This is a genomic window from Pseudoalteromonas arctica A 37-1-2 (assembly GCF_000238395.3).
Classification (GTDB): Bacteria; Pseudomonadota; Gammaproteobacteria; order Enterobacterales; family Alteromonadaceae; genus Pseudoalteromonas; species Pseudoalteromonas arctica.
This window is the reverse complement of sequence record NZ_CP011025.1, coordinates 3,817,172-3,840,834: the sequence shown is the minus strand read 5'-3', so window position 1 is coordinate 3,840,834 and position 23,663 is coordinate 3,817,172. Positions and strand designations below refer to the sequence as shown.

Below are 23,663 nucleotides of genomic sequence, written 5' to 3'. Positions count from 1 at the left end.
TATCGATGTATAAAATCATTAACAAGCTGATTTAAAACAGTTTTTATTTTAGATCCTGAGAGGAGATCATAACAAAATAACACCAAGATCGCGAACCAAATTTACGATCCAATTTACTTTTCCCCCGCTTTTATTCACTTTTTATACAGGGGCTGTGGAAAACTTCTTATTTATGATGATCCTAACAGATCGCCTTATATGATCTCTTATATAGTAGTAGGTGGGTTATATACCCTTAACGTAATTATGATTGACTTTACATTACTTACTCTATAATATCTCGCGCTCGCAATGGCACCTATGCCAGGATCGCGACCTGTATAGGATGTTTTAACTTTAACCGATCGGATGAGATTGTTATGAAAAGAACTTTTCAACCTAGCGTTTTAAAACGCAAACGTGCACACGGCTTCCGTGCTCGCATGGCAACTGTAAATGGCCGTAAAGTATTAGCACGTCGCCGCGCTAAAGGCCGCAAAGTTCTTTCTGCTTAATTTATAAGTGGAAGACTTTAGCTTTGGCAGGGAGTTACGTCTGTTAACTCCCTCGCATTACTCTCGCATATTTAATGAACCCGCTCGGGCTGCAACTCCTTTCTTTACTCTATTAGCTAAACCAAATGACCAAGAAAAACCTCGGTTAGGTCTTACTGTTGCTAAAAAACGTGTAAAAAAGGCATGCCAACGAAACCGTATTAAACGTCTCGCTCGCGAAAGTTTTCGTTTAAATCAACACAGCATCGATAATATTGATATTGTGCTTATGGTTAAAAATGGTATTGATGAGCAGTCTAATGAAGAAATAACCAAACAACTTACTAAATTATGGCGAAAAATTAACGAACGCTGTAAACCAGGTGCACCTAAACCGCCACCTTTTAAGAAACGCCCAAACAAATCAGCTAAATCTAACAAACAAACCTAATTGCAATAGAATTGCAGGGTTAATTAATGTATCTTTAGCTCACCTTTTAATCATGCATTTAAATTTTCTAATTGAGTCTTTAAATACATGATATCTATCTCACTAAACTTAAGTAGGGGCATAAACATCATGAGGTTACTTAAACCACTTGTTGCTTTACCAACTTTTTGTTTAGTGTTATTTATCCGCGGTTATCAAAAGTGGATTAGCCCGCTGTTAGGTCCGCATTGTCGTTTTAATCCAACCTGTTCTAGTTATGCTATTCAAGCAATTAAATTGCATGGATCGGTAAAAGGTAGTTGGTTAGCTTTAAAACGCATATTAAAATGCCATCCTTTACATTCAGGCGGAGACGACCCCGTTCCTGAAAAATTAACCCATATTAACCACCAACACGAGAAATAAGAGCTGTTATGGAATCGCAACGCACGTTTTTATTAATTGGCCTAATGCTAGTGTCGTTTTTATTGTTCCAAGAATGGGATAATGATTACAACAAGCCTAAAGTCGATCCAAGTGCCACAACACAAACACTACAAGCAAATTCACCAGAGTCGGATGATTATATTCCTTCATCGTCAGATTCAGAGTTACCTGCTTCAGCAACTTTAGCTAAGCGTTCAGTTATTGAAATTACAACTGACGTTTTTAAAGTTAAAATTGACACCAAAGGCGGTGACATTGTTGAAACAGACCTTCTTCAATACGAAGAGACAAAAGGCAGTGACACGCCTTATATGCTTCTTGGTCAGCTTGATGATGGCAAACAATACTTTTCACAAAGTGGCTTAATTGGTTTAAATGGCCCTGACGGATCAGCTAATGGTCGCCCTACTTATAGTACCGAACAAAAATCATATACCTTAACGGGTGATGAGCTTCGCGTTCCACTTCAGTTTACTGATAGTAATGGTGTTAGTTTTACTAAAACGTATGTATTCAAAAAAGGTCAGTATGACGTAGGCCTAGAATACAAAATTAACAACACTACCAGCGCACCTCTTCAAGTACAGCTATACACGCAAATTAAGCGTACCGTACAAGAAAAAGGTAGCATGGTTGATCAAAACTATTTAGGTGCTGCATACGGTACTGATGAAGAAAAATACGAAAAGTATAGTTTTTCAGATATGGCTGATAAAAACCTAAATAAAAGCACACAAGGTGGTTACGTTGCCTTTATTCAACATTACTTTGTAAGTGCTTGGGTTCCAATGCAGGATCAATCAAATACACTTTATAGCTTAATTACAAAAAGTAATGCCGCTATTATTGGTGCTAAAGATCCCGCTGTAAATATTCAAGCTGGTAGTGAGCAAATACTAACTGCTACTTATTATATGGGCCCGAAAGAGTCAGATATTCTTGAAGCGATTCACCCAGACCTAGACCTAACCGTAGATTACGGTTGGTTATTTTTTATCTCGCAACCTTTATTTGTATTGCTAAAATGGCTACACAGCATTTTAGGTAACTGGGGTGTAGCAATTATTGCCATCACTATTATCGTTAAATCGTTAATGTACCCACTTACTAAAGCGCAATACACTTCAATGGCAAAAATGCGTGCCCTACAGCCTAAAATGGCAGCCCTTAAAGAAAAGTTTGGTGATGACCGTCAAAAGTTCGGCCAAGCAACTATGGAAATGTACAAAAAAGAAAAAGTTAACCCAATGGGTGGCTGTTTCCCTATTTTGCTACAAATGCCAATTTTCTTAGCCTTGTTCTACGTATTCTTAGAGTCTACTGAACTTCGCCATGCTGAATTCATTTTTTGGTTAACTGACCTTTCTGCGAAAGACCCGTACTACGTATTGCCAATATTATTTGGTGCGAGTATGTTTGTAACGCAAAAGCTACAACCTATGACGGTTACTGATCCAATGCAGCAAAAAATGATGACCTTTATGCCGGTTATCTTCTCTGTATTCTTCTTATGGTTCCCATCTGGTTTAGTTCTTTACTGGTTAGTGTCTAACCTTATTTCTATTGTCCAGATGTTAATCATCTACCGTGGCATGGAAAAGAAAGGAATTAAAGTAAGAGGCTAACTAAGCTCCTACTTATATAAAGGCGACTTCGGTCGCCTTTTTTATTGCCTGTTTTTCACCACAGCTATTCGCTACAAATAAATCGATAGGTTACAATACGGGCATAAAGTTACTCATCGTTGGCAAATTAATAGCATGATCAATCAAGATACAATTGCAGCACAAGCAACAGCACCTGGACGTGGTGGTGTTGGTATTATTCGCGTTTCAGGTAGCCTTGCTAAAAGTGTCGCCGAAAAAGTAGTAGGTAAAATACCTAAAGTTCGCTACGCCGATTATGTGCCATTTAAAAGCCTTGCTGGCGAGCAACTTGATCAAGGTATTGCCATTTACTTTGCAGGTCCTAACTCATTTACTGGTGAAGACGTACTTGAATTACAAGGCCACGGCGGTCCTGTAGTACTGGATATGTTACTTAAAGAAATTAGTAAAATAGAGGGCGTTCGTTTAGCAAAGCCTGGTGAGTTTTCTGAGCGCGCATTTATGAATGACAAGCTTGATTTAACACAAGCAGAAGCCATCGCCGACTTAATTAATGCCACTAGCGAGCAAGCCGCTAAAAGCGCCCTACAGTCTCTCCAAGGTGAATTTTCTAAGCACATAGAAACACTCGTAGAAAAAGTAATTCACTTACGTATGTATGTAGAAGCGGCAATAGATTTTCCTGATGAAGAAATTGATTTTTTATCAGATGGTAAAGTGTCAGGCGACTTAGACGCGATTATTACTCAGCTTAACACTGTAACCAACCAAGCCAAGCAGGGCAGCATCATGCGCGAAGGTATGCGTGTTGTTATTGCAGGTCGCCCTAATGCGGGTAAATCAAGCCTGCTTAACGCTCTAGCCGGTCGTGAAGCCGCAATCGTAACAGAAATAGCCGGTACCACTCGCGACGTACTACGAGAGCATATACATATAGATGGTATGCCACTGCATATTATAGATACAGCAGGCCTACGCGAAAGCCCAGACAGAGTAGAACAAATAGGTATTGAGCGTGCATGGGATGAAATAAACCAAGCCGACCGCGTTTTATTTATGCTTGATGGCACTGATACTATAGATACTGACCCGCACAAAATTTGGCCTGAATTTATGGCAAAATTACCAGAAGGTATGGGGGTTACGGTCATCAGAAATAAAGCTGATTTATCGGGCGACATAGTCGGAATGGAGCAAGAGCAACAATACCCGGTCATCAGCTTAAGTGCTAAAAATGCTGACGGTATTGAACTTGTTCGCGAGCATTTAAAAGCTTGTATAGGCTTTCAAGGCGCAACAGAAGGTGGCTTTATGGCGCGCCGTCGTCATTTAGATGCATTAGAAAGTGCTGCGTATCATTTAGAAACGGGTAAAACACAGTTAGAAATGCACATTGCTGGTGAAATACTCGCTGAAGAACTGCGTTTAACACAGCAGTATTTGAATGAAATAACCGGTGAATTTACCTCAGACGACTTACTTGGCAAAATATTTAGCTCGTTTTGTATTGGTAAATAAACACCCTATTACAGATATATTTTTATTATAAGAGCACTTAGGTGCTCTTTTTTTATGTAAAATATTCTGCTGTAAAATATGTATTTATACACCTGATGCCTGCAAATTACTGCCAATAAAATCATATCCAAAACTACCTTTGTTACGTGCTAAGAGAGGTCAGATTATATAGAGTAGGCAATACTGAGAGTGCTTATTGGGGGAATTAATAGCACAAATTACACCTATTATTAAGACTAAAACCAATGCCTTTTCAAACAACCGCACGCTTTAATAGCGTTATATGTCATACAAAAAGTAGTTATAAATGGCTTCCTTATACTTACTTTAGCGCACAAAAATGCACTAAAACACACCTGATACACGCAATAAATGATGCTATTCGCTCAATTAAAGAGCTAAAAAACACTGATTAGTACTCTAAAAAGCTTACTTTTGACAACATATAATTTGATAATCACTGTGATTTTTAAATAAAATAACTCAACAGCTAAGTATTCAAAACTTTTGATCTGCTAACTCCACCAGCAAAATTAATAAAAATAGCAGCTCTTAATTCGCATAAAATTAAAAATACCGAGATCACTTATCCACAATACCTAATTTTCAGCTCAAATAAATACCAAAACTAGGTAAATCAGTCGCAAAAACCTCATGATCAATTGTAATTTATCTATTTATGAACTTATTTTTAATTAATTTCATTAGATCTGCTTTATTAGATCATTTTAAAAAATTATTTTCGATCTAAATTTAAGGTTATCAACAGGCTTTATATCCACATTATGATCAACATGTATTTTTAATTGAGATATTTACAATTTAATTTTTTACTGACAAGTAATATCAATAACTTAGCGAATATAAAACAACCTAAAAAAACAGTTTAAGCAGAGCTTTCCCCACTGTTATCAACAACTTGATCAGAAGATTACATTTAAAGATAATTTGTTAAACACTATATTATCAACAACTTAAATACACAATTTTGAATGAGTGCAAAATTACCGCAAAAATAGTTATACAAAAAAGCACTCTTAACTTTACTGTTATCCTCACTCAGTTATCATAGGCGGCAATTATAACCAATGTGATCACTAATATTCATGAGTTCAGTAAATCTTATTGTCGGCAGCCAAATGGGATCAGCCGAGTATGTTGCAGAGCAATTAAGCGACGCGCTTAATAACCTTGGTATTACTACGCAACTACATGATCAACCTGAATTTAGCGATATTGATCAGCAAAATACCATTTGGTTAATCTGCACATCAACTTATGGTGCAGGTGATTACCCTGAAAATCTTATTAGTTTTGTTGAAGATGTAACTCAAGCAGATGATTTATCTGAATTAAAATATTCAGTAATCGCTTTAGGCGACACTAGTTATGACACTTATAACCTAGCAGGACGTAATATAGATGCCTTATTAACTCAAAAAGGCGCTATAAAAGTAGCAGAACGTTTAGAGCTTAATATTCTCGATGAAGCACTACCAGAAGACACTGCATTAACATGGTTAGACTCTTGGATAGCTCAAACAGGCATAAAATAGATAGATCAAGTAAAAAGTTATATATAAAGTTACCCACAATTTACTAATAATTTAATAGGTTTTGTGGATAAAGATTGAATAAACTGCGTTTTAAAGCATGCTTATCCATTGGATAAGATCCAACTGATTCAACCCTGTGCATAAAGTGCCTTTTTGATCAGAGCTTATTTGCTGGATGATCCGATCATATTAACACCTTTAGATCTGATCTAATTTCATGTTTTAAATGAAGATCTAAACCTTATCAACAGAAAAGTCGATCAGTAGTAGTAATAGTAATAAAAGATCTCTTTAAAAGATCCTTTATATTATTAGAGATCACATACTTAGATCTTGCCCTTTGTTTAATCATTTATCTTCTGCCAATTTCTAGGTAGAATACGCTCCCTTTTGAAGTTTACCGGTTTGATTTAAGTAGGATCCCATTAATGATTTTTCACGAAAATTTTGACGTTATCGTAGTAGGTGGTGGACATGCTGGCACTGAAGCCGCATTAGCAGCTGCCCGTATGGGGATGAATACCCTGCTACTGACTCACAATATGGATACCCTTGGTCAAATGTCTTGCAACCCAGCAATTGGTGGGATTGGCAAAGGTCATTTGGTAAAAGAGATCGACGCGCTTGGTGGTGCAATGGCACAGGCCATTGATAAAGGCGGGATCCAATTTCGTACACTAAATTCTTCAAAAGGACCTGCTGTTCGTGCTACTCGAGCACAAGCAGATCGCGCTTTGTACAAAGCGGCTATTCAAACAACATTACAAAACCAAGATAACCTTAAGATTTTTCAACAATCATGTGATGATCTTATTGTTGAAAACGATCGTGTTACTGGCGTAGTAACTCAAATGGGTTTACGTTTTAGTGCACCAAGTGTTGTTTTAACCGTGGGTACTTTTTTAGGCGGCTTAATTCATATTGGTTTAGAAAATTATAAAGGCGGTCGTGCAGGCGATCCTCCTTCAATCGCTTTAGCTGATCGCTTACGTGAACATCCATTTAGAGTTGATCGTTTAAAAACAGGTACACCTCCACGTATTGATGCACGTACTGTTGATTTTACAAAAATGGAAGCACAGCCAGGTGATACACCAACTCCTGTGTTTTCGTTTATGGGTAAACAATCAGATCACCCACAACAGATACCGTGTTACATAACTTACACAAACGAAAAAACACATGATGTTATTCGTAAAAACTTACATCGCTCACCTATGTACTCAGGTGTTATTGAAGGTATTGGTCCACGATACTGCCCTTCAATTGAAGATAAAATTGTTCGTTTTGCAGATAAAGATAAACATCAAATATTTGTTGAGCCTGAAGGTTTAACATCATACGAATTATACCCAAATGGTATTTCGACTAGTTTACCGTTTGATGTACAACTTGAAATTGTGCAATCGATTACAGGTTTTGAAAATGCACATATTTGTCGACCTGGTTACGCAATTGAATATGATTACTTTGATCCACGTGATTTAAAACAATCTTTAGAAACTAAATTTATTGAAGGTTTATTTTTTGCGGGTCAAATTAACGGTACTACCGGCTATGAAGAAGCGGGTGCACAAGGCTTAATTGCAGGTATGAATGCTGCACTAAAAGTACAAGGCAAAGATTCTTGGACACCACGTCGTGATGAAGCTTACGTTGGTGTATTAATCGACGACTTAGCAACACTGGGTACAAAAGAACCATACCGCATGTTTACCAGTCGTGCCGAATACCGTTTATTACTTCGTGAAGATAATGCCGATATTCGTTTAACTGAAAAAGGCCGTGAGCTAGGTTTAGTTAATGACGAACGCTGGCAGGCATTTAACGAAAAAATGGAAGTAATCGAAAAAGAGAAGCAACGCATCAAAGATACGTGGATTCACAAAGATCACGCCGTTGTAGAACAAGTAAATGCATTACTGAAAACACCGCTTACGCGTGAAGCAAGTTTAGAAGAATTACTTCGTCGCCCAGAGATTCGTTATAACGATCTTATGGCTATAGAAGGATTAGGATCTGAATTTACAAACAAAGCGGCACTTGAACAAGTTGAGATCCATACTAAGTACGCAGGTTATATTGCGCGTCAACAGGATGAGATCAACAAACAGCTTCGTCATGAGCAAACAATTTTACCAAAAGAGTTTGATTATAAAACCGTATCTGGTTTGTCAAATGAGGTAGTTGCCAAGCTTATTGAGTCGCGTCCTGACACTATTGGTCAAGCATCGCGTATTTCTGGTATCACCCCAGCGGCGATTTCGCTATTATTAGTGTATCTGAAGAAGCAAGGCTTATTACGCAAATCCGCGTAACGTTAAGGGTACATAGTGTTACAGCAACAATTAACTACATTGTTAGCGCAAACTGATATTGCGTTAACAGAAAAACAACAGCAACAGCTAGTTCGTTACGTCGAGTTATTGAATAAGTGGAATAAAGCTTATAACTTAACCTCAGTACGCTTACCTGAAGAAATGATGATTAAGCATATAATGGATAGCTTAGTTGTTGCGCCTCACTTACCCGGTCATCATTATATTGATGTTGGAACGGGTCCTGGATTACCGGGTATCGTATTGGCAATTGCATTACCTAATACACATTTTGTGTTATTAGATAGCTTAGGTAAACGTGTACGATTTTTAATGCATGTTAAACATGAGCTTGGTCTTGATAATGTAACCCCGGTTCAGTCAAGAGTTGAAGAATATCAACCAAGTGTTAAATTAGACGGCGTACTAAGTCGTGCATTTGCTTCATTACAAGATATGGTTGACTGGTGTTCGCACTTAATCGATCATTCGGGTAAATTTATAGCACTTAAAGGCGTGTTCCCTAGCGAAGAGCTAGAGTCACTACCTGCAGGCGTTAAGTTTGAGCAAAAAATTGCATTAGAAGTACCTAAGTTAGATGCACAACGACATTTAATTATTCTTTCTAAAGACTAGGGATCAGAGACACCGTGGCAAAAGTCATCGCATTAGCAAATCAAAAAGGTGGAGTGGGTAAAACTACAACCGCTGTTAACCTCGCTGCGTCTATGGCTGCAACGAAACGTAAAGTGCTGTTAATTGATCTCGATCCGCAAGGTAATGCGACTATGGGTAGTGGCGTAGATAAGTATGGCGACGTGCCAACTATTTACGACTTACTTATTGAAGATAAACCTATAGAAGACGTTATCATCAAAGAAACGTCTGGTGAATACCATATGATTGCTGCAAACGGTGATGTAACCGCTGCAGAAGTTAAATTGATGGAATTATTTGCCCGTGAAGTGCGTTTACGTAACGCACTTGAAAAAATTCAGGACCAGTACGAATTTATTTTTATCGACTGTCCACCCTCTCTAAATATGTTAACTGTTAATGCAATGGCCGCAGCTGATTCTATTTTAGTGCCAATGCAGTGTGAGTATTATGCACTTGAAGGGTTAACCGCATTAATGGATACGATTACGCAGCTTGCTAAGTTAGTGAATCCTAGCTTACAAATTGAAGGCATACTTCGTACTATGTACGACCCGCGTAACCGTTTGGCAAATGATGTATCAGAACAATTAAAACAACATTTTGGCGATAAAGTATACCGTACGGTGATCCCGCGTAATGTTCGTTTAGCTGAAGCACCTAGTTTTGGTACTCCTGCTATGTACTATGACCGGGCATCAAGTGGCGCTAAAGCATATTTAGCACTCGCTGGTGAAATGTTACGCAGAAAAGAAAAAACAGCGTCCGTTGTCGCCTAACTTTGAGGTAAAAAAATAACATGTCTGCTAAAAAACGAGGTTTAGGCCGAGGACTCGATGCACTTTTAAGTTCGTCAAAGCCTGCACCAAGCCCAAGCAAGGAACAAGACACATCAAACGTTTCTGAGGCTGTGCAAAATGCCGCGGCTAATAATAGTGAATTACAAAAACTCCCAATAGAGTTTTTATACTCTGGTAAATACCAACCTCGTAAAGACATGTCTGAAGAGGCGCTAGAAGAGCTTGCTAGTTCTATTCGCTCACAAGGTATTATTCAACCTATTGTTGTGCGCCCTATTGCACATAATAGCTTTGAAATTATAGCGGGTGAGCGTCGTTGGCGCGCAGCGCAAATAGCTAAGCTTGAAACAGTGCCTTGTATTATTAAAGATGTACCTGATGAAGCTGCCGTTGCGATTGCACTGATAGAAAATATTCAGCGTGAAGATTTAAATGCCATGGAAGAAGCAGTTGCACTTAATCGTTTACTAATAGAATTTGAATTAACACATCAGCAAGTAGCAGATGCGGTGGGTAAATCACGTACGACTGTAACTAATTTACTGCGTTTAAATAACTTAAATAGTGATGTAAAAATTCTGTTAGAACATGGCGATATTGAAATGGGCCATGCTCGTTGCCTGTTAGCCCTTGAAGGTGAAGCGCAGTCAGATGCTGCTCGTTTAGCTGTAGCTAAAGCATTAACAGTTCGAGAAACTGAAAAGCTCGTACGTTCAATTTTAGAACCTTTACCTGCTAAAGAAATAACCGAAAAAGATCCAGATGTTAAGCAGTTAGAACAACAACTCGCTGAAAATCTAGGTGCTAAAGTAGAGATTAACTACAATAAAAAAGGCAAAGGTAAACTGGTTATTTCGTATACTAACCTAGATGAACTTGACGGCATTTTAAATCGTATCAATCACGACAATACCCACCATTAGTTTTCTACATGTCTAAAAAGGGACATTTGTAGCTATTTCGTGTTACAAAGCATCTACTCAAGTTGCAAAACTGGCAGGATTAAGTATAATTTCGCCAGTTTTCACACCCTAACAATTAGAACGCAATAAAGGTTAACTAAACGTGACTGATAAGTTAGCGAGTCCATATCGACTTGCCGTATTAAAGTTAATTTGCCTTCAGGGTGTTGTAGCATTAGTTGCTGCTGTAATTATTTTTTTTAGTTCGGGAGTCAATGCCTCGCTTTCATCACTCGCTGGTGGAGCTGTAGCAGTACTTCCGCACTTTGTATTTGCACTTTATGCATTCAGATATATGGGTGCAAGTCGAGCAAATCAAGCGTATGCCTCGTTGAAACGCGGCAACGGATTAAAGTTTATGCTAACAATTGTATTGTTTGCGCTGGTACTGAAGCATTTTCCGGTAATTTTATTACCCTTTTTTAGTACTTATATACTGGCGCTCTTTACTGGATTGTTCGCACCCGTTTTTTTTAAACATTAACTTTTGGGATATAACATGGCAGCAGAAGAAGTTACTCTATCTGGCCATATCCAGCACCATTTGACCAATGCTAAGATGTGTTCGACCGATACAGGTCTCGCCTTCAATAAAGCATGTACGGACAGTGGATTCTGGACATGGCATATAGATACCCTTGCATGGTCTATCGGTTTAGGTCTTATATTTTTATGGATCTTTCGTAGTGCCGCTAAAAAATCAACACTAGGTGTACCTGGGAAATTTCAGTGTTTTATTGAAATAATCGTAGAATTTGTTGGCGACAACGTACGCGATACTTTCCATGGTAAAAGCAAGCTTATTGCACCATTAGCCTTAACGATTTTCGTTTGGGTGTTCTTAATGAACTTAATGGATTTAATACCAGTTGATTTCATTCCAGCACTTGCAGGTTTCGTTGGTGAGACTGCATTTGGTATGGATTCACACGATGTGTACATGAAAATTGTACCTACTACCGATATTAATATGACTTCAGCGCTAGCGCTGGGTGTATTTATACTAATGGTTGGCTTTTCAATCAAAATAAAAGGTATTGGCGGGTTTATTAAAGAGTTAACGCTTCATCCGTTCAGCTCAAATAACATGTTTGTTCAAATTATTTTGATACCATTTAACTTATTACTTGAACTGATTGCACTCGTTTCTAAACCGTTTTCATTAGCACTACGTTTGTTTGGTAACTTATATGCTGGTGAGTTGATTTTCATCTTGATCGGCGCGATTGGTTTTATGCAACTACCGTTGCACTTTGTTTGGGCAGTATTCCATATTCTAGTTATTACATTACAAGCATTCTTATTCATGATGCTTACGATTGTATACCTAAGCATGGCAAGTTCAGATAATCACTAATTTTTAGATTTACAATTTTACTTTTACTTTTAACTTTACAATTGAAACTTTGGAGAAATAAATGGAAGCTTTAGAATTATTAACAGGCTTAAAATACATCGCAGTAGCTTTACTAATCGGTTTTGGTGCAATCGGCACAGCAATCGGTTTTGGTAACATGGGCGGTAAATTCCTTGAAGCATGTGCGCGTCAACCTGAGCTTGCACCTTCGCTACAAGTTAAGATGTTTATTCTTGCTGGTCTAATCGATGCTGTAGCAATGATTGGTGTTGGTATCGCTATGGTATTGTTGTTCGTACTTTAATTTTATTCTTTGAACAGCTTACTATTTAAGGAGGAGCGGTTGTGAATTTAAACGCCACTCTTATCGGTGAATTGATTGCGTTTACGGTGTTCGTATTATTTTGTATGAAATACGTATGGCCACCACTAAACGGTGCAATTGAAGCTCGCCAGAAAAAAATCGAAGATGGTTTAGCTGCCTCTGATAGAGCCGAAAAAGACTTAGAACTTGCGCAAAAGAAAGCTGCTGAACAGCTTAAAGATGCAAAAGCTCAAGCGGCTGATATCATTGATCAAGCTAAAAAGCGTGCAGTGCTAATTGTTGACGAAGAAACACTTCGTGGTCAACAAGAGCGTGAAAGTATCATTGCTCAAGGGCACTCTGAAGTTGAGTCTGAACGTAATCGCATAACAGAAGAACTACGTAAGCAAGTAGCAACTCTGGCAGTGATTGGCGCAGAACGTATTTTAGAGCGTGAAATTAATCAAGCCGCACATAGTGACATCGTTGAAAAACTTGTCGCTGAGCTGTAATTAGGAGGGTATGAGCATGTCTAATTTGACTACTATCGCTCGCCCATACGCTAAAGCGGCTTTTGAACTTGCCGTTGAGAAAGGCACTCTAGAAAGCTGGAATGATATGTTGTTCTTTGCAGGCCATGTAGCCAGCAATGAGCAAGCATCGTCTGTTTTAGCGAGTATGCCTACAGCTACTGCACAAGCTGAATTATTTATTCAACTTTGTGCTGAGCAGCTCAACGAACAAGGTCAGAACCTAGTTAAGGTGATGGCTGAAAATGGACGTTTGACAGCTCTACCTGAAGTTGCACAGTTATTTGCTGAATTTAAAGCAGAATACGATAAAGAAATCGAAGTAGATGTGATTTCTGCAACTCCTCTTGTTGCGCAGCAACAAGAGTCATTGGTAGCGGCACTTGAAAAACGTTTCGCACGCAAAGTTAAGCTGAATTGTAGTGAAGACGCGTCAGTGGTTGGTGGACTTATTATTAGGTCTGGCGACACTGTAATCGACGGTACTATTCGCGGTAAATTAAACCGCTTAGCTACAACACTACAATCGTAATTGGGAAAAAGAGCATGCAACTTAATTCCACTGAAATTTCAGATCTGATCAAACAACGTATTGAGAAGTTCGAAGTTGTAAGTGAAGCTCGTAACGAAGGTACTATTGTATCTGTTACTGACGGTATCATCCGCATCCACGGTCTTGCTGACTGTATGCAAGGTGAAATGATTGAGCTTCCTGGCAGCCGTTATGCTATCGCACTAAACCTTGAGCGCGACTCAATTGGTGCAGTAGTAATGGGTCCGTACGCTGACCTTACTGAAGGCGTAAAAGTATATACAACTGGTCGTATTTTAGAAGTTCCTGTTGGTCCTGGTTTACTTGGTCGTGTTGTAAACACACTAGGTGCTCCAATCGATGGTAAAGGCGCTCTAGATAACGACGGGTTTGAACCTGTAGAAAAAATTGCACCAGGTGTAATCGAGCGTAAATCTGTAGATGAGCCAGTTCAAACTGGTTATAAATCTATTGATGCGATGATTCCAGTTGGTCGTGGTCAACGTGAACTTATCATTGGTGACCGCCAAACAGGTAAAACTGCACTAGCAATCGATGCAATCATCAATCAAAAAGACACAGGCGTTAAGTGTGTGTACGTTGCGATTGGTCAAAAAGCATCTACTATTGCAAACGTAGTTCGTAAATTAGAAGAGCATGGTGCACTAGCAAATACTATCGTAGTTGTTGCATCTGCTTCTGAATCTGCGGCACTTCAGTACTTAGCACCGTTCGCGGGCTGTACTATGGGTGAATACTTCCGTGACCGTGGTGAAAACGCATTAATCGTATATGATGATTTGTCTAAGCAAGCAGTTGCTTACCGTCAAATTTCATTACTACTTAAGCGTCCACCAGGCCGTGAAGCATACCCAGGTGACGTATTCTACCTTCACTCTCGTCTTTTAGAGCGTGCATCGCGTGTAAACGCAGATTACGTTGAAAAGTTCACTAATGGTGAAGTGAAAGGTAAAACTGGTTCATTGACGGCATTGCCAATCATTGAAACTCAAGGCGGCGACGTTTCTGCGTTCGTACCGACTAACGTTATCTCTATCACCGATGGTCAGATCTTCTTAGAAACTGACTTATTCAACTCAGGTATCCGTCCGGCAGTAAATGCTGGTATCTCGGTATCGCGTGTTGGTGGTGCTGCACAAACTAAAATCGTTAAGAAACTAGGTGGCGGTATCCGTCTAGCCCTAGCTCAGTACCGTGAATTAGCTGCGTTTTCGCAGTTCGCGTCTGACCTTGATGATGCAACTCGTGCTCAACTTGAGCATGGTGAGCGTGTAACAGAGCTAATGAAGCAGAAACAGTACGCGCCAATGTCTGTTGCTGATATGTCTTTGTCGTTATTTGCTGCTGAAAAAGGCTTCCTTCAAGACATCGAAATCGCGAAAATCGGTGACTTTGAAGCAGCTTTACTTTCGTATGCAAATAGCACATACGCAGAGCTTGTGGCTCAAATCAATGAAACTGGTAACTTGAATGCCGAGATCGAAGCGCAGCTTAAAGAACTTCTAACGAAGTTCAAGTCTACGCAAACTTGGTAATTTAGTTATTAATGGTGCGCTTTAGGAAACTAAAGCACACCTTGATTCGGAGAGAGAGTCATGGCCAGCGGAAAAGAGATTAAAAGCAAGATCGGGAGTATTAAAAATACTCAAAAGATCACTAGCGCAATGGAAATGGTTGCTGCGTCTAAAATGAAAAGGGCGCAAGAACGCGTTGCTTCAAGCCGTCCATACGCTGACAAATTACGTGAAGTAATTGGTCGTGTTGCTCAAGCAAATCTTGATTTTACTCACCCGTTCTTAAAAGATCGTGAAGTGAAACGAGTTGGTTATATTGTTATCTCTACAGACCGTGGTCTGTGTGGCGGTCTAAACTCAAACGAGTTTAAGAAAGTTGCACTTGATGTTAAAGCGTGGAAAGAAAAAGGTGTTGATGCTGAATTTGCTACTTTAGGTAGTAAAGCAGCTGGCTTCTTTCAACGTTTTGGTGGTCAACTACTCGCTAAAAAAGCGGGCCTAGGAGATAAACCTTCAGTACAAGACGTTATTGGTCCTGTAAAAGTTATGCTTGATGCATTTTCTGAAGGCAAAATAGACCGTTTATTCTTGGTATATAACAAATTCGTTAATACCATGAGGCAAGAGCCAATTATAGATCAGTTACTCCCTTTGCCAAAAGCTGAAGAAGAAGTATCTGCTCACACATGGGATTACTTATACGAGCCAAATCCAGAGGCTATTTTAGAGTCTTTGTTAGTACGCTTTATTGAGTCTCAAGCATACCAAGGTGTGGTAGAAAATGCTGCCTCTGAACAGGCTGCTCGTATGGTTGCAATGAAAGCTGCAACTGATAACGCAGGTGACCTTATGGACGAGCTACAGCTTGTTTATAACAAGGCTCGCCAAGCAGCAATCACACAAGAAATTAGTGAGATTTGTTCTGGCTCAGCAGCAGTTTAATGCTTCGGGTAAAGATTAACGAGAGGAATAGACATGAGTTTAGGTAAGGTCGTCCAAATTATCGGCGCCGTTGTGGATATTGAATTTCCACAAGATAGCGTGCCAGCGGTATACCACGCACTAAGAGTAACAGATGGCGATTTAGCTGGTTTGACTCTAGAAGTTCAACAACAGCTAGGTGGCGGTGTAGTGCGTACTATCGCTATGGGTACTACTGATGGTTTACGTCGTAGTGCTTTAGTTATGAATACAGGTGAATCGATTCAAGTTCCAGTTGGTAAAGCAACACTTGGTCGTATCATGAACGTACTTGGTGAGCCAATCGATGAAGCGGGTCCAATCGGCGAAGAAGACCGTATGTCTATTCACCGTGCAGCACCTTCATACGAAGAGCAATCAAGTTCAGTTGAACTTTTAGAAACTGGTATCAAGGTTATCGACCTTGTATGTCCGTTTGCTAAAGGTGGTAAAGTTGGTTTATTCGGTGGTGCCGGTGTTGGTAAAACTGTAAACATGATGGAACTTATCCGTAACATCGCAATCGAGCACAGCGGCTACTCAGTATTCGCAGGTGTTGGTGAGCGTACACGTGAGGGTAACGATTTCTACCATGAGATGAACGATTCAAACGTACTTGATAAAGTATCGCTTGTATACGGTCAGATGAACGAGCCTCCTGGTAACCGTTTACGCGTAGCGTTAACTGGTCTTACTATGGCTGAAAAGTTCCGTGATGAAGGTCGCGATGTACTTTTCTTCGTAGATAACATCTACCGTTATACTCTTGCTGGTACAGAAGTATCTGCACTACTTGGTCGTATGCCATCAGCGGTAGGTTACCAGCCTACACTTGCTGAAGAAATGGGTGTGCTTCAAGAGCGTATCGCTTCTACTAAGACGGGTTCAATTACATCAATCCAAGCGGTATACGTACCTGCGGATGATTTAACGGATCCATCTCCAGCAACTACCTTTGCTCACTTAGACGCAACAGTAGTACTTTCACGTGATATCGCGTCACTTGGTATCTACCCAGCGGTAGACCCACTTGATTCATCTTCACGTCAACTTGACCCACAAGTAATTGGTCAAGAGCACTACGATACAGCACGTGGCGTTCAAACAGTTCTTCAGCGTTATAAAGAACTTAAAGACATCATTGCAATCCTAGGTATGGACGAGCTTTCTGACGAAGATAAGCAACTTGTATCTCGTGCACGTAAAATCCAACGTTTCCTATCTCAGCCATTCTTCGTGGCAGAGGTGTTTACAGGCGCGTCTGGTAAGTACGTATCACTAAAAGATACAATTTCTGGCTTTAAAGGCATCTTAAACGGTGAATTTGATGATATGCCAGAGCAAGCGTTCTACATGGTTGGCTCTATCGAAGAAGCTCAAGAAAAAGCCAAAGGCATGTAACTAGGAGGGTAGTATGACAGCTATGACTGTACATCTTGACGTAGTAAGCGCTGAGCAGAGTTTGTTCTCTGGTCTTGTTGAATCGATTCAAGTATCTGGTAGTGAAGGCGAGCTGGGTGTAAACCTAGGCCATGCTCCACTACTAACTGCCCTTAAACCTGGTATGGTACGTTTAGTTAAGCAATTTGGTCACGAAGATGTGATATATGTTGCTGGCGGTACATTAGAAGTTCAACCAAATCACATCACGATTCTTGCAGATACTGCGGTTCGTGGTGAAGATTTAGATGAAGATTCTGTACAAAAGGCTAAACGTGAAGCTGAAGAACATATGGCGAATTCGTCAGCTGTTGAGTTTGATTATCAGCAAGCGGCTACGCGACTGGCAGAAGCAGTTGCTCAGTTACGCGTAATTCAGCAATTACGTCACAAGTAAGCCTATCCGGTTTGTAAAAAGCCCACTTTAAGTGGGCTTTTTTGTGCCTGTTACTTTTGTATTTACACTAAATACCTTAGTCCGATTATTATCTACACTTTTACACTTATATCCTGCCGGAATCCTCGCTACAATAACGTCATCCAATTAAGTGTGTTTTTTCAGTCAAGATTCAGTACTAATAAACTAACCTACTGAGTATTTGCACAAGAAGTGATTTACGTAATCTTCTGATCGAACATAAGACTTATTTAGCTAAAACAACGAAAAAAGGAAATTGTTTTAATGGCTCTAACAACTATTATTCTTGCTGCGGGTAAAGGTACTCGTATGCGCTCTGCTTTACCTAAAGTTTTGCACAAAGTTGCAGGTAAACCAATGGTGCAGCACGTTATTGATAATGCGATGGCATTAGGTGCAACGACTACAAACCTAGTTTACGGACACGGCGGCGAACTATTACAACAACAACTTGCCGATAACAATGTAAATTGGGTACTTCAAGCTGAACAACTTGGTACTGGCCACGCAGTAGCGCAAGCCAACTCTCATGTTAATGATGAAGACACGGTATTAATTTTATACGGTGATGTACCACTAACAAAGCAATCAACACTAGAGCGTTTATTAGCCGCAACACCTAAAAATGGTTTAGCTGTATTAACGGTAAATTTGGTAAACCCAAATGGCTATGGTCGAATGCTTCGTGCCGGTGGTAAGTTAGTTGGTATTGTTGAGCAAAAAGATTCAAGCCCAGAACAGTTACTTATTAACGAAGTAAATACAGGCATTATGGCTGTTAACGGTAAGCTATTAAAAACATGGTTAGGTAACTTATCTAACAATAATGCACAAGGCGAGTACTACTTAACAGATATCGTTGCAATGGCTCACAGTGAAGGCGTAGAAATCACTTCAGCTCAGCCAGAGTATGCAATGGAAGTTGAGGGCGCAAATAACCGCGTACAACTTGCAGGCTTAGAGCGCGCTTACCAAGCATGGCAAGCAGAAGAGTTAATGTTAAATGGCGCAACACTTGCTGACCCTGCGCGTATTGATGTGCGAGGAACAGTTACCACCGGTGAAGATGTACTTATCGACGTAAACGTTATTTTTGAAGGCACAGTCACGCTTGGTAATAATGTACAAATAGGTCCTAACTGTGTCCTTAAAAATTGTAGTATTGGTGATAACGTTATTATTAAAGCTAATACGCTGATTGAAGATGCCACAGTTGCAGATAAGTGTACGCTTGGTCCTTATGCTCGCCTTCGCCCAGGCGCTGTAATGGAAGAAGACTCACACATTGGTAACTTTGTTGAGATGAAAAAAACCCGACTAGGTAAAGGCTCTAAAGCCAACCACTTAAGTTATTTAGGTGATGCTGAAATTGGCGAAAAAGTGAATATTGGCGCTGGCACTATTACCTGTAACTACGATGGTGTTAACAAAGCAAAAACTATTATTGGCGATAATGCCTTTATTGGTTCTAATTCATCACTCGTTGCTCCAGTAAATATAGGTGCAACTGCAACAATTGGTGCAGGCTCTGTGATCACCAGTACCGTTGAAAATGACCAATTAGCAATTGCACGCTCTAAACAGCGTAATTTAACGGGTTGGAAACGCCCAGTTAAAAAATAACAATAGAGGCTACTTAGGTAGCCTTTTTTATTTTAGCTGAAGTTTAAATTGCTCTTTATAGCGTCTAGACAAGTTAAGTACTTTACCTGTTGTTAGTTTTATTTCACTGTCGCCACTGGGTAGTGGTGTAATGGACTCCACTTTATCGAGTTTTACGCCATGGCTGCGGTGAATTCTACAAAACCCCTGCACTTCAAGTTGTTTACTTAATGCTGTAAGCGTTGCCCTTAACGGATATATACGTGAGCCTATATATAGGTTTACATAATTACCCGATGATTCAAGCCAATCAACATCCTCTATTTTTATAATGAATTCTTTTCCGAGCTTTTTAACTAATAGGCGGTTTATGGTCGATGTTGTTTGCTGCTCACTTTCTTCAATTGAAGAGGCTTCACCTAGTAACTGCTGCACCACATATTGATATACTTTGATAAGTACGATGAAAAACACAAAACTTATAGCGTCTTTCTGGTATTCATAAATAAGCTCAAACCAGCTAAGTCCAAAGTTGTAAGACCCATCATTCAACAAATATATGAATTTACGAACCCCTACCATAATACCAACGTGTAACACGCTAAATATAATAGAGGCACCAAAGTACATACCTAATGAGGCCGTAATATTTTGCCAATTAAAAGATAAGTGTCTTAAAAACCAAATTAAAATAGGGAATATAAGCAAAGTACTCAAGGCACTTGAATACTCCCAAACAAATGGCTCCCACATTAAAAAAGTTAAAGCCCCTTCTCTTTGGGCTTCCATTATTTGGGTTGTAGCGTTTACTGTATTATTAATTAATACGTAAGCACACAGTAATACTGATGCGTAAATGCTTTGAAAACGTTGAAAGTGCTGTAGGTTCATAAATGTATGCTTATTGCTGACGTGGCACGCTTATCCCTGTATACCACCTTTTATCACTATTGCTTGTAATATAAGCACTTATAGATAGTTTTAGCGAGAGCTTTAGGTATGAATAACGCATAACATACATAAAGTAGTAAAAGCATGAGCACTCAAGTACAATAACCTTCATTAGTTAATTCGCGTAAATATTATCTTGATTGGCTTAGGGTAATCGCATTTGCGTCGCTAATTTTTTATCACATTGGCATGTTGTATAGCGAAAACTGGGGATTTCATTTTAAAAGTAATTATACATCACAGTATGTTGAATATTTAATGTTGGTGTTTTCACCTTGGCGCATGTTGCTCATTTGGTTTATTTCGGGCGTAGCACTGCGTTTTATGATTGATAAAGTAAGCAGCTTTAAATCTTGGTTACATTTCACCTTATACCGTTCTATTTTTTTACTATTACCCTTGCTGGTGGGGTTATGGTTAATAGTGCCTTTACAGTTGTTTGCAGAAATGTCACAGCAAGGTGTTATTGATATTAGCTATTGGCAATTTTATTTAGCTTTTATAGAGACGAACAATACGCTTTTTATTAATTATCAGTCTGGAGTGTGGCCGAATGTGGATGTAAATCACTTATGGTATTTGCGTTCGTTGTGGCAATTTATGCTGATCATTATTGTTTTAACTCTTTTTGCACGCTTGCCCTTTATTGCGCCTTTAAAAACCTTTGTTAAGGGGGGTATGTCATTTGGGTTTTTAATTACCTTGCTCACTATTGCCACACTATTTACAAGCCATTACTTAACTGGCGATTCAATCAGAGAGACTAACGGCTTAATACTGCTACTCGCAGGATACATACTTGCTAAAAACACTTACTTTTGGAACTGCTTAGATAAAAACTTGGTATTACTAGCTTTGAGTTTTGCGGTTTTGTTTGTACTTATAATATTAAGTTATCAGAAGGTGTTTACTCTTCCTCATTTTATTTTAAGCGCTAGCTACAATATTCAACGTGTTGTAGGTGTATTTTTTGTACTCGCGTTCGCTCACCGATTTTTAAATTTTAATACTTACTATTTAAAACAGCTCAATGTATGGGTGTTTCCCTTTTATTTATTGCATCAAAGCATTTTGATTATTTTGTGTTTTTTACTACAGCCTTTAAGTTTAGGGCCTGTTGCTGAACCATTCATCATTATTACAGGGACTTGGTCTTTTTGCGGTGTTATTACATGGGGTATTACACGTATTGATGTACTTAGACCTTTGCTAGGGGTTGCAATTAAACGAGATTATTCCCCTACTGTAAAAATTCTTGGTTATACGGCCGCTTTAATTTTAATAACTCCGCTAGCGTATAAGCTAATTACTTAGGCTAAGGGGCTGTATTAAAACTGCCATAATCTTGTCATGCCTGTGTGTTGATATTTAGCAAATACAATACTAAGGAAAATTACATGTTTGAAAAATCAATTATTGCGCTGTCACTTATATCTGTTCTTACTGGTTGCTCACTTGATGGTGACGATGGTCAAAACGGCTCTCAAGGATTACAGGGAGAACAAGGCACAGGTGGGACTAATGGGTTAAATGGTATAAATGCCAATTCAGCATTAAATATTAACCTTGTGGGTAGAGGTGTATTAAATGCACAAAGCCCAGAAGGTGCAGCTGAAATAGTTGCATATCAAGCATCTAAAAAATGGATTTACGCTATTAACAGTTCAGGTGATGACGCTGTTGTTAATATTTTACCCGCCGACACCTTTGATACTGCCGCACTCGTTAAAGATAACGAAGGGGTTATAAACGGCACAAATTTAACATCCGTTATTACGTTGCCTTTAAACGAGTTCACCCAAGGCGATGCAAACAGCATTGCTATTGATGAAAATAACAATCTACTTGCAGTGGCAATGGCTGCTGAAAGCACGGGTGATACAGGTCAAATTACTTTTTACGATATAAGCGGCGACTCACCTGTATTTATTAAAAATGTAACGGTCGGATTTTTACCAGACATGGTGACGTTCACCCATGATGGCGCAAAGGCAGTGGTTGCTAACGAAGGTGAACCAAGTGGCGACTACAGCGTAGATCCTGAAGGTTCTATTAGTATTATCGATATAACAAATAATGTAATAGCCGATACAGCAATAAATATTGATTTTAAAGCCTATAACAACAAACAAACCGAACTAGAAGCGCAAGGGGTAGTTTTTGCAAACCCAAATGGTCGTACTATTAACGGTAATCTAATAAATACCACCGTAGCTATGGATTTAGAACCCGAGTACGTTAGCATTTCTAAAGATAACAAATATGCTTATGTATCTATTCAAGAAAACAATGCACTTGCAATAGTTAACCTACAAGACAACAGTCTTGAGCTAAAGGGCTTAGGCTTTAAAGATTGGTCAAGCTTACAACTTGATGCCTCAGATAAAGACGGCGGCGTGAATTTTAAATCATACCCAGGGCTCTATGGTATGTACCAGCCCGATACTATCTCAAGCTTTAGTTGGAAAGGCGCTAACTTTATAGTTACTGCCAACGAAGGTGACGCAAGAGAATACTTTTTTGATACAACGGATGAAGCAGACTGTATAGCAAAGGGCGGGCTTGATTACGATAAAGACGATGGCTGCTTAGCTTATATAGATGAAAGCCGCGTTGAAGACTTAACGCTTGCTGCTAATTTTGATTACTTAAATAATGACGATGATGATATTGGTCGCTTAAAAGTAACAACAATAAAAGGCGATACCAATAACGACGGACAATACGAATCGCTTTACGGCTATGGCGCACGTTCTTTTACTATTTGGGATAGCAATGGGCTGGTGGTTTTTGATTCAGGTGACGATATAGCACGTATAACAGCATCTGTACATGGTGAATCATTTAACAATAATGAAGATGAAAACAAAGGTGACTCACGTTCAGATGATAAAGGCGCAGAGCCTGAAGCGCTGACTATTGGTAAAATTGACGATCGTACATTTGCTTTTGTTGGATTAGAACGTATGGGCGGTATTATGGTTTACGACATTACTAATCCATACAATGTGCAATTTGAAGACTACTTCTATAATAGAGGCTTAATTAAAGGAGCGAATATTACAGGCGATTTGGCACCTGAAGGAATGGTATTCGTTTCAGCAGAGCAAAGTGCAACAGGAAATCCACTCTTAATTGTTGGAAATGAAATATCAGGCTCTATTGCCGTATGGGAAATAGCATCTAAATAAATCTTTAATTTTAAATAAAGCTGTGTGTTGTTTGTTTAACATACAGCTTAGTTTAAACCTTACTAATACATCATC

General features: G+C 39.2%; 22 protein-coding genes and 1 pseudogene. 22 read left to right on the top strand and 1 reads right to left on the bottom strand.

The genetic code is table 11. The features are described from left to right. Positions 1-359 precede the first annotated feature (359 nt). From rpmH to glmU, 20 genes are all read left to right on the top strand, one after another. Positions 360-494, top strand: coding sequence for a 50S ribosomal protein L34 (rpmH, locus tag PARC_RS17505; protein WP_004335215.1), 135 nt, complete (start codon positions 360-362; stop codon positions 492-494). Between the two features lie 7 nt (positions 495-501). Further along, positions 502-924 (top strand): ribonuclease P protein component, encoded by a 423-nt coding sequence (gene rnpA / locus PARC_RS17500; RefSeq protein ID WP_007584204.1) that lies wholly within the window; start codon positions 502-504, stop codon positions 922-924. Between the two features lie 129 nt (positions 925-1,053). Further along, positions 1,054-1,329 carry a membrane protein insertion efficiency factor YidD gene (gene yidD, locus PARC_RS17495; RefSeq protein WP_008138026.1) on the top strand — a complete coding sequence of 92 codons (276 nt, stop codon included), beginning with the start codon at positions 1,054-1,056 and terminating at the stop codon, positions 1,327-1,329. Positions 1,330-1,337: 8 nt separating this feature from the next. After that, on the top strand, positions 1,338-2,975 hold the full coding sequence (gene yidC / locus PARC_RS17490) for a membrane protein insertase YidC (protein WP_010555147.1): 1,638 nt from the start codon (positions 1,338-1,340) through the stop codon (positions 2,973-2,975). 135 nt (positions 2,976-3,110) lie between these two features. Continuing rightward, positions 3,111-4,475: a tRNA uridine-5-carboxymethylaminomethyl(34) synthesis GTPase MnmE gene (mnmE, locus tag PARC_RS17485; protein WP_007584209.1), complete on the top strand. Its 1,365-nt coding sequence runs from the start codon at positions 3,111-3,113 to the stop codon at positions 4,473-4,475. Positions 4,476-5,581: 1,106 nt separating this feature from the next. Next, on the top strand, positions 5,582-6,031 hold the full coding sequence (gene mioC, locus PARC_RS17480; protein WP_024591277.1) for an FMN-binding protein MioC: 450 nt from the start codon (positions 5,582-5,584) through the stop codon (positions 6,029-6,031). Between the two features lie 428 nt (positions 6,032-6,459). Next, positions 6,460-8,349, top strand: coding sequence for a tRNA uridine-5-carboxymethylaminomethyl(34) synthesis enzyme MnmG (mnmG, locus tag PARC_RS17475; RefSeq protein WP_010555145.1), 1,890 nt, complete (start codon positions 6,460-6,462; stop codon positions 8,347-8,349). A gap of 15 nt (positions 8,350-8,364) precedes the next feature. After that, positions 8,365-8,985 (top strand): 16S rRNA (guanine(527)-N(7))-methyltransferase RsmG, encoded by a 621-nt coding sequence (gene rsmG / locus PARC_RS17470; RefSeq protein WP_007377658.1) that lies wholly within the window; start codon positions 8,365-8,367, stop codon positions 8,983-8,985. Between the two features lie 14 nt (positions 8,986-8,999). Next, complete coding sequence (locus tag PARC_RS17465) at positions 9,000-9,785, top strand: ParA family protein (protein ID WP_004335235.1); 786 nt, start codon at positions 9,000-9,002, stop codon at positions 9,783-9,785. A gap of 20 nt (positions 9,786-9,805) precedes the next feature. Next, positions 9,806-10,729, top strand: a complete 924-nt coding sequence (locus PARC_RS17460; RefSeq protein ID WP_010555144.1) for a ParB/RepB/Spo0J family partition protein — start codon at positions 9,806-9,808, stop codon at positions 10,727-10,729. A gap of 142 nt (positions 10,730-10,871) precedes the next feature. Then, positions 10,872-11,252, top strand: coding sequence for an ATP synthase subunit I (locus PARC_RS17455; RefSeq protein ID WP_007585983.1), 381 nt, complete (start codon positions 10,872-10,874; stop codon positions 11,250-11,252). 15 nt (positions 11,253-11,267) lie between these two features. Further along, positions 11,268-12,125, top strand: coding sequence for a F0F1 ATP synthase subunit A (gene atpB, locus PARC_RS17450; RefSeq protein ID WP_010555143.1), 858 nt, complete (start codon positions 11,268-11,270; stop codon positions 12,123-12,125). Positions 12,126-12,186: 61 nt separating this feature from the next. Next, the gene (gene atpE / locus PARC_RS17445) at positions 12,187-12,429 is read left to right on the top strand and encodes a F0F1 ATP synthase subunit C (protein ID WP_007585980.1); all 243 of its coding nucleotides are present in this window, start codon (positions 12,187-12,189) and stop codon (positions 12,427-12,429) included. A 41-nt stretch (positions 12,430-12,470) separates the two neighbouring features. Further along, positions 12,471-12,941, top strand: coding sequence for a F0F1 ATP synthase subunit B (atpF, locus tag PARC_RS17440; RefSeq protein WP_004335264.1), 471 nt, complete (start codon positions 12,471-12,473; stop codon positions 12,939-12,941). A gap of 16 nt (positions 12,942-12,957) precedes the next feature. After that, positions 12,958-13,491, top strand: coding sequence for a F0F1 ATP synthase subunit delta (atpH, locus tag PARC_RS17435; protein WP_010555142.1), 534 nt, complete (start codon positions 12,958-12,960; stop codon positions 13,489-13,491). Between the two features lie 14 nt (positions 13,492-13,505). Further along, entirely contained in the window at positions 13,506-15,047 is a 1,542-nt protein-coding gene (gene atpA / locus PARC_RS17430) for a F0F1 ATP synthase subunit alpha (protein ID WP_007585976.1), read from the top strand. A 60-nt stretch (positions 15,048-15,107) separates the two neighbouring features. After that, the gene (gene atpG, locus PARC_RS17425) at positions 15,108-15,968 is read left to right on the top strand and encodes a F0F1 ATP synthase subunit gamma (RefSeq protein WP_007585974.1); all 861 of its coding nucleotides are present in this window, start codon (positions 15,108-15,110) and stop codon (positions 15,966-15,968) included. 33 nt (positions 15,969-16,001) lie between these two features. Beyond that, the gene (gene atpD, locus PARC_RS17420; RefSeq protein WP_007585971.1) at positions 16,002-17,387 is read left to right on the top strand and encodes a F0F1 ATP synthase subunit beta; all 1,386 of its coding nucleotides are present in this window, start codon (positions 16,002-16,004) and stop codon (positions 17,385-17,387) included. A 13-nt stretch (positions 17,388-17,400) separates the two neighbouring features. Beyond that, on the top strand, positions 17,401-17,823 hold the full coding sequence (locus PARC_RS17415) for a F0F1 ATP synthase subunit epsilon (RefSeq protein WP_007377666.1): 423 nt from the start codon (positions 17,401-17,403) through the stop codon (positions 17,821-17,823). Positions 17,824-18,108: 285 nt separating this feature from the next. Next, positions 18,109-19,467 (top strand): bifunctional UDP-N-acetylglucosamine diphosphorylase/glucosamine-1-phosphate N-acetyltransferase GlmU, encoded by a 1,359-nt coding sequence (gene glmU / locus PARC_RS17410; protein ID WP_010555141.1) that lies wholly within the window; start codon positions 18,109-18,111, stop codon positions 19,465-19,467. Between the two features lie 27 nt (positions 19,468-19,494). Here the strand turns inward: glmU and PARC_RS17405 are convergent, their stop codons facing one another. After that, positions 19,495-20,337, bottom strand: coding sequence for a LytR/AlgR family response regulator transcription factor (locus PARC_RS17405; RefSeq protein ID WP_010555140.1), 843 nt, complete (start codon positions 20,335-20,337; stop codon positions 19,495-19,497). Positions 20,338-20,538: 201 nt separating this feature from the next. Here PARC_RS17405 and PARC_RS17400 point away from each other — a divergent pair. Beyond that, positions 20,539-21,711: pseudogene (locus PARC_RS17400) on the top strand (acyltransferase family protein); the annotation flags it as partial. Between the two features lie 83 nt (positions 21,712-21,794). Next, positions 21,795-23,588, top strand: coding sequence for a choice-of-anchor I family protein (locus PARC_RS17395; protein WP_010555138.1), 1,794 nt, complete (start codon positions 21,795-21,797; stop codon positions 23,586-23,588). The last annotated feature ends 75 nt before the right edge of the window (positions 23,589-23,663 follow it).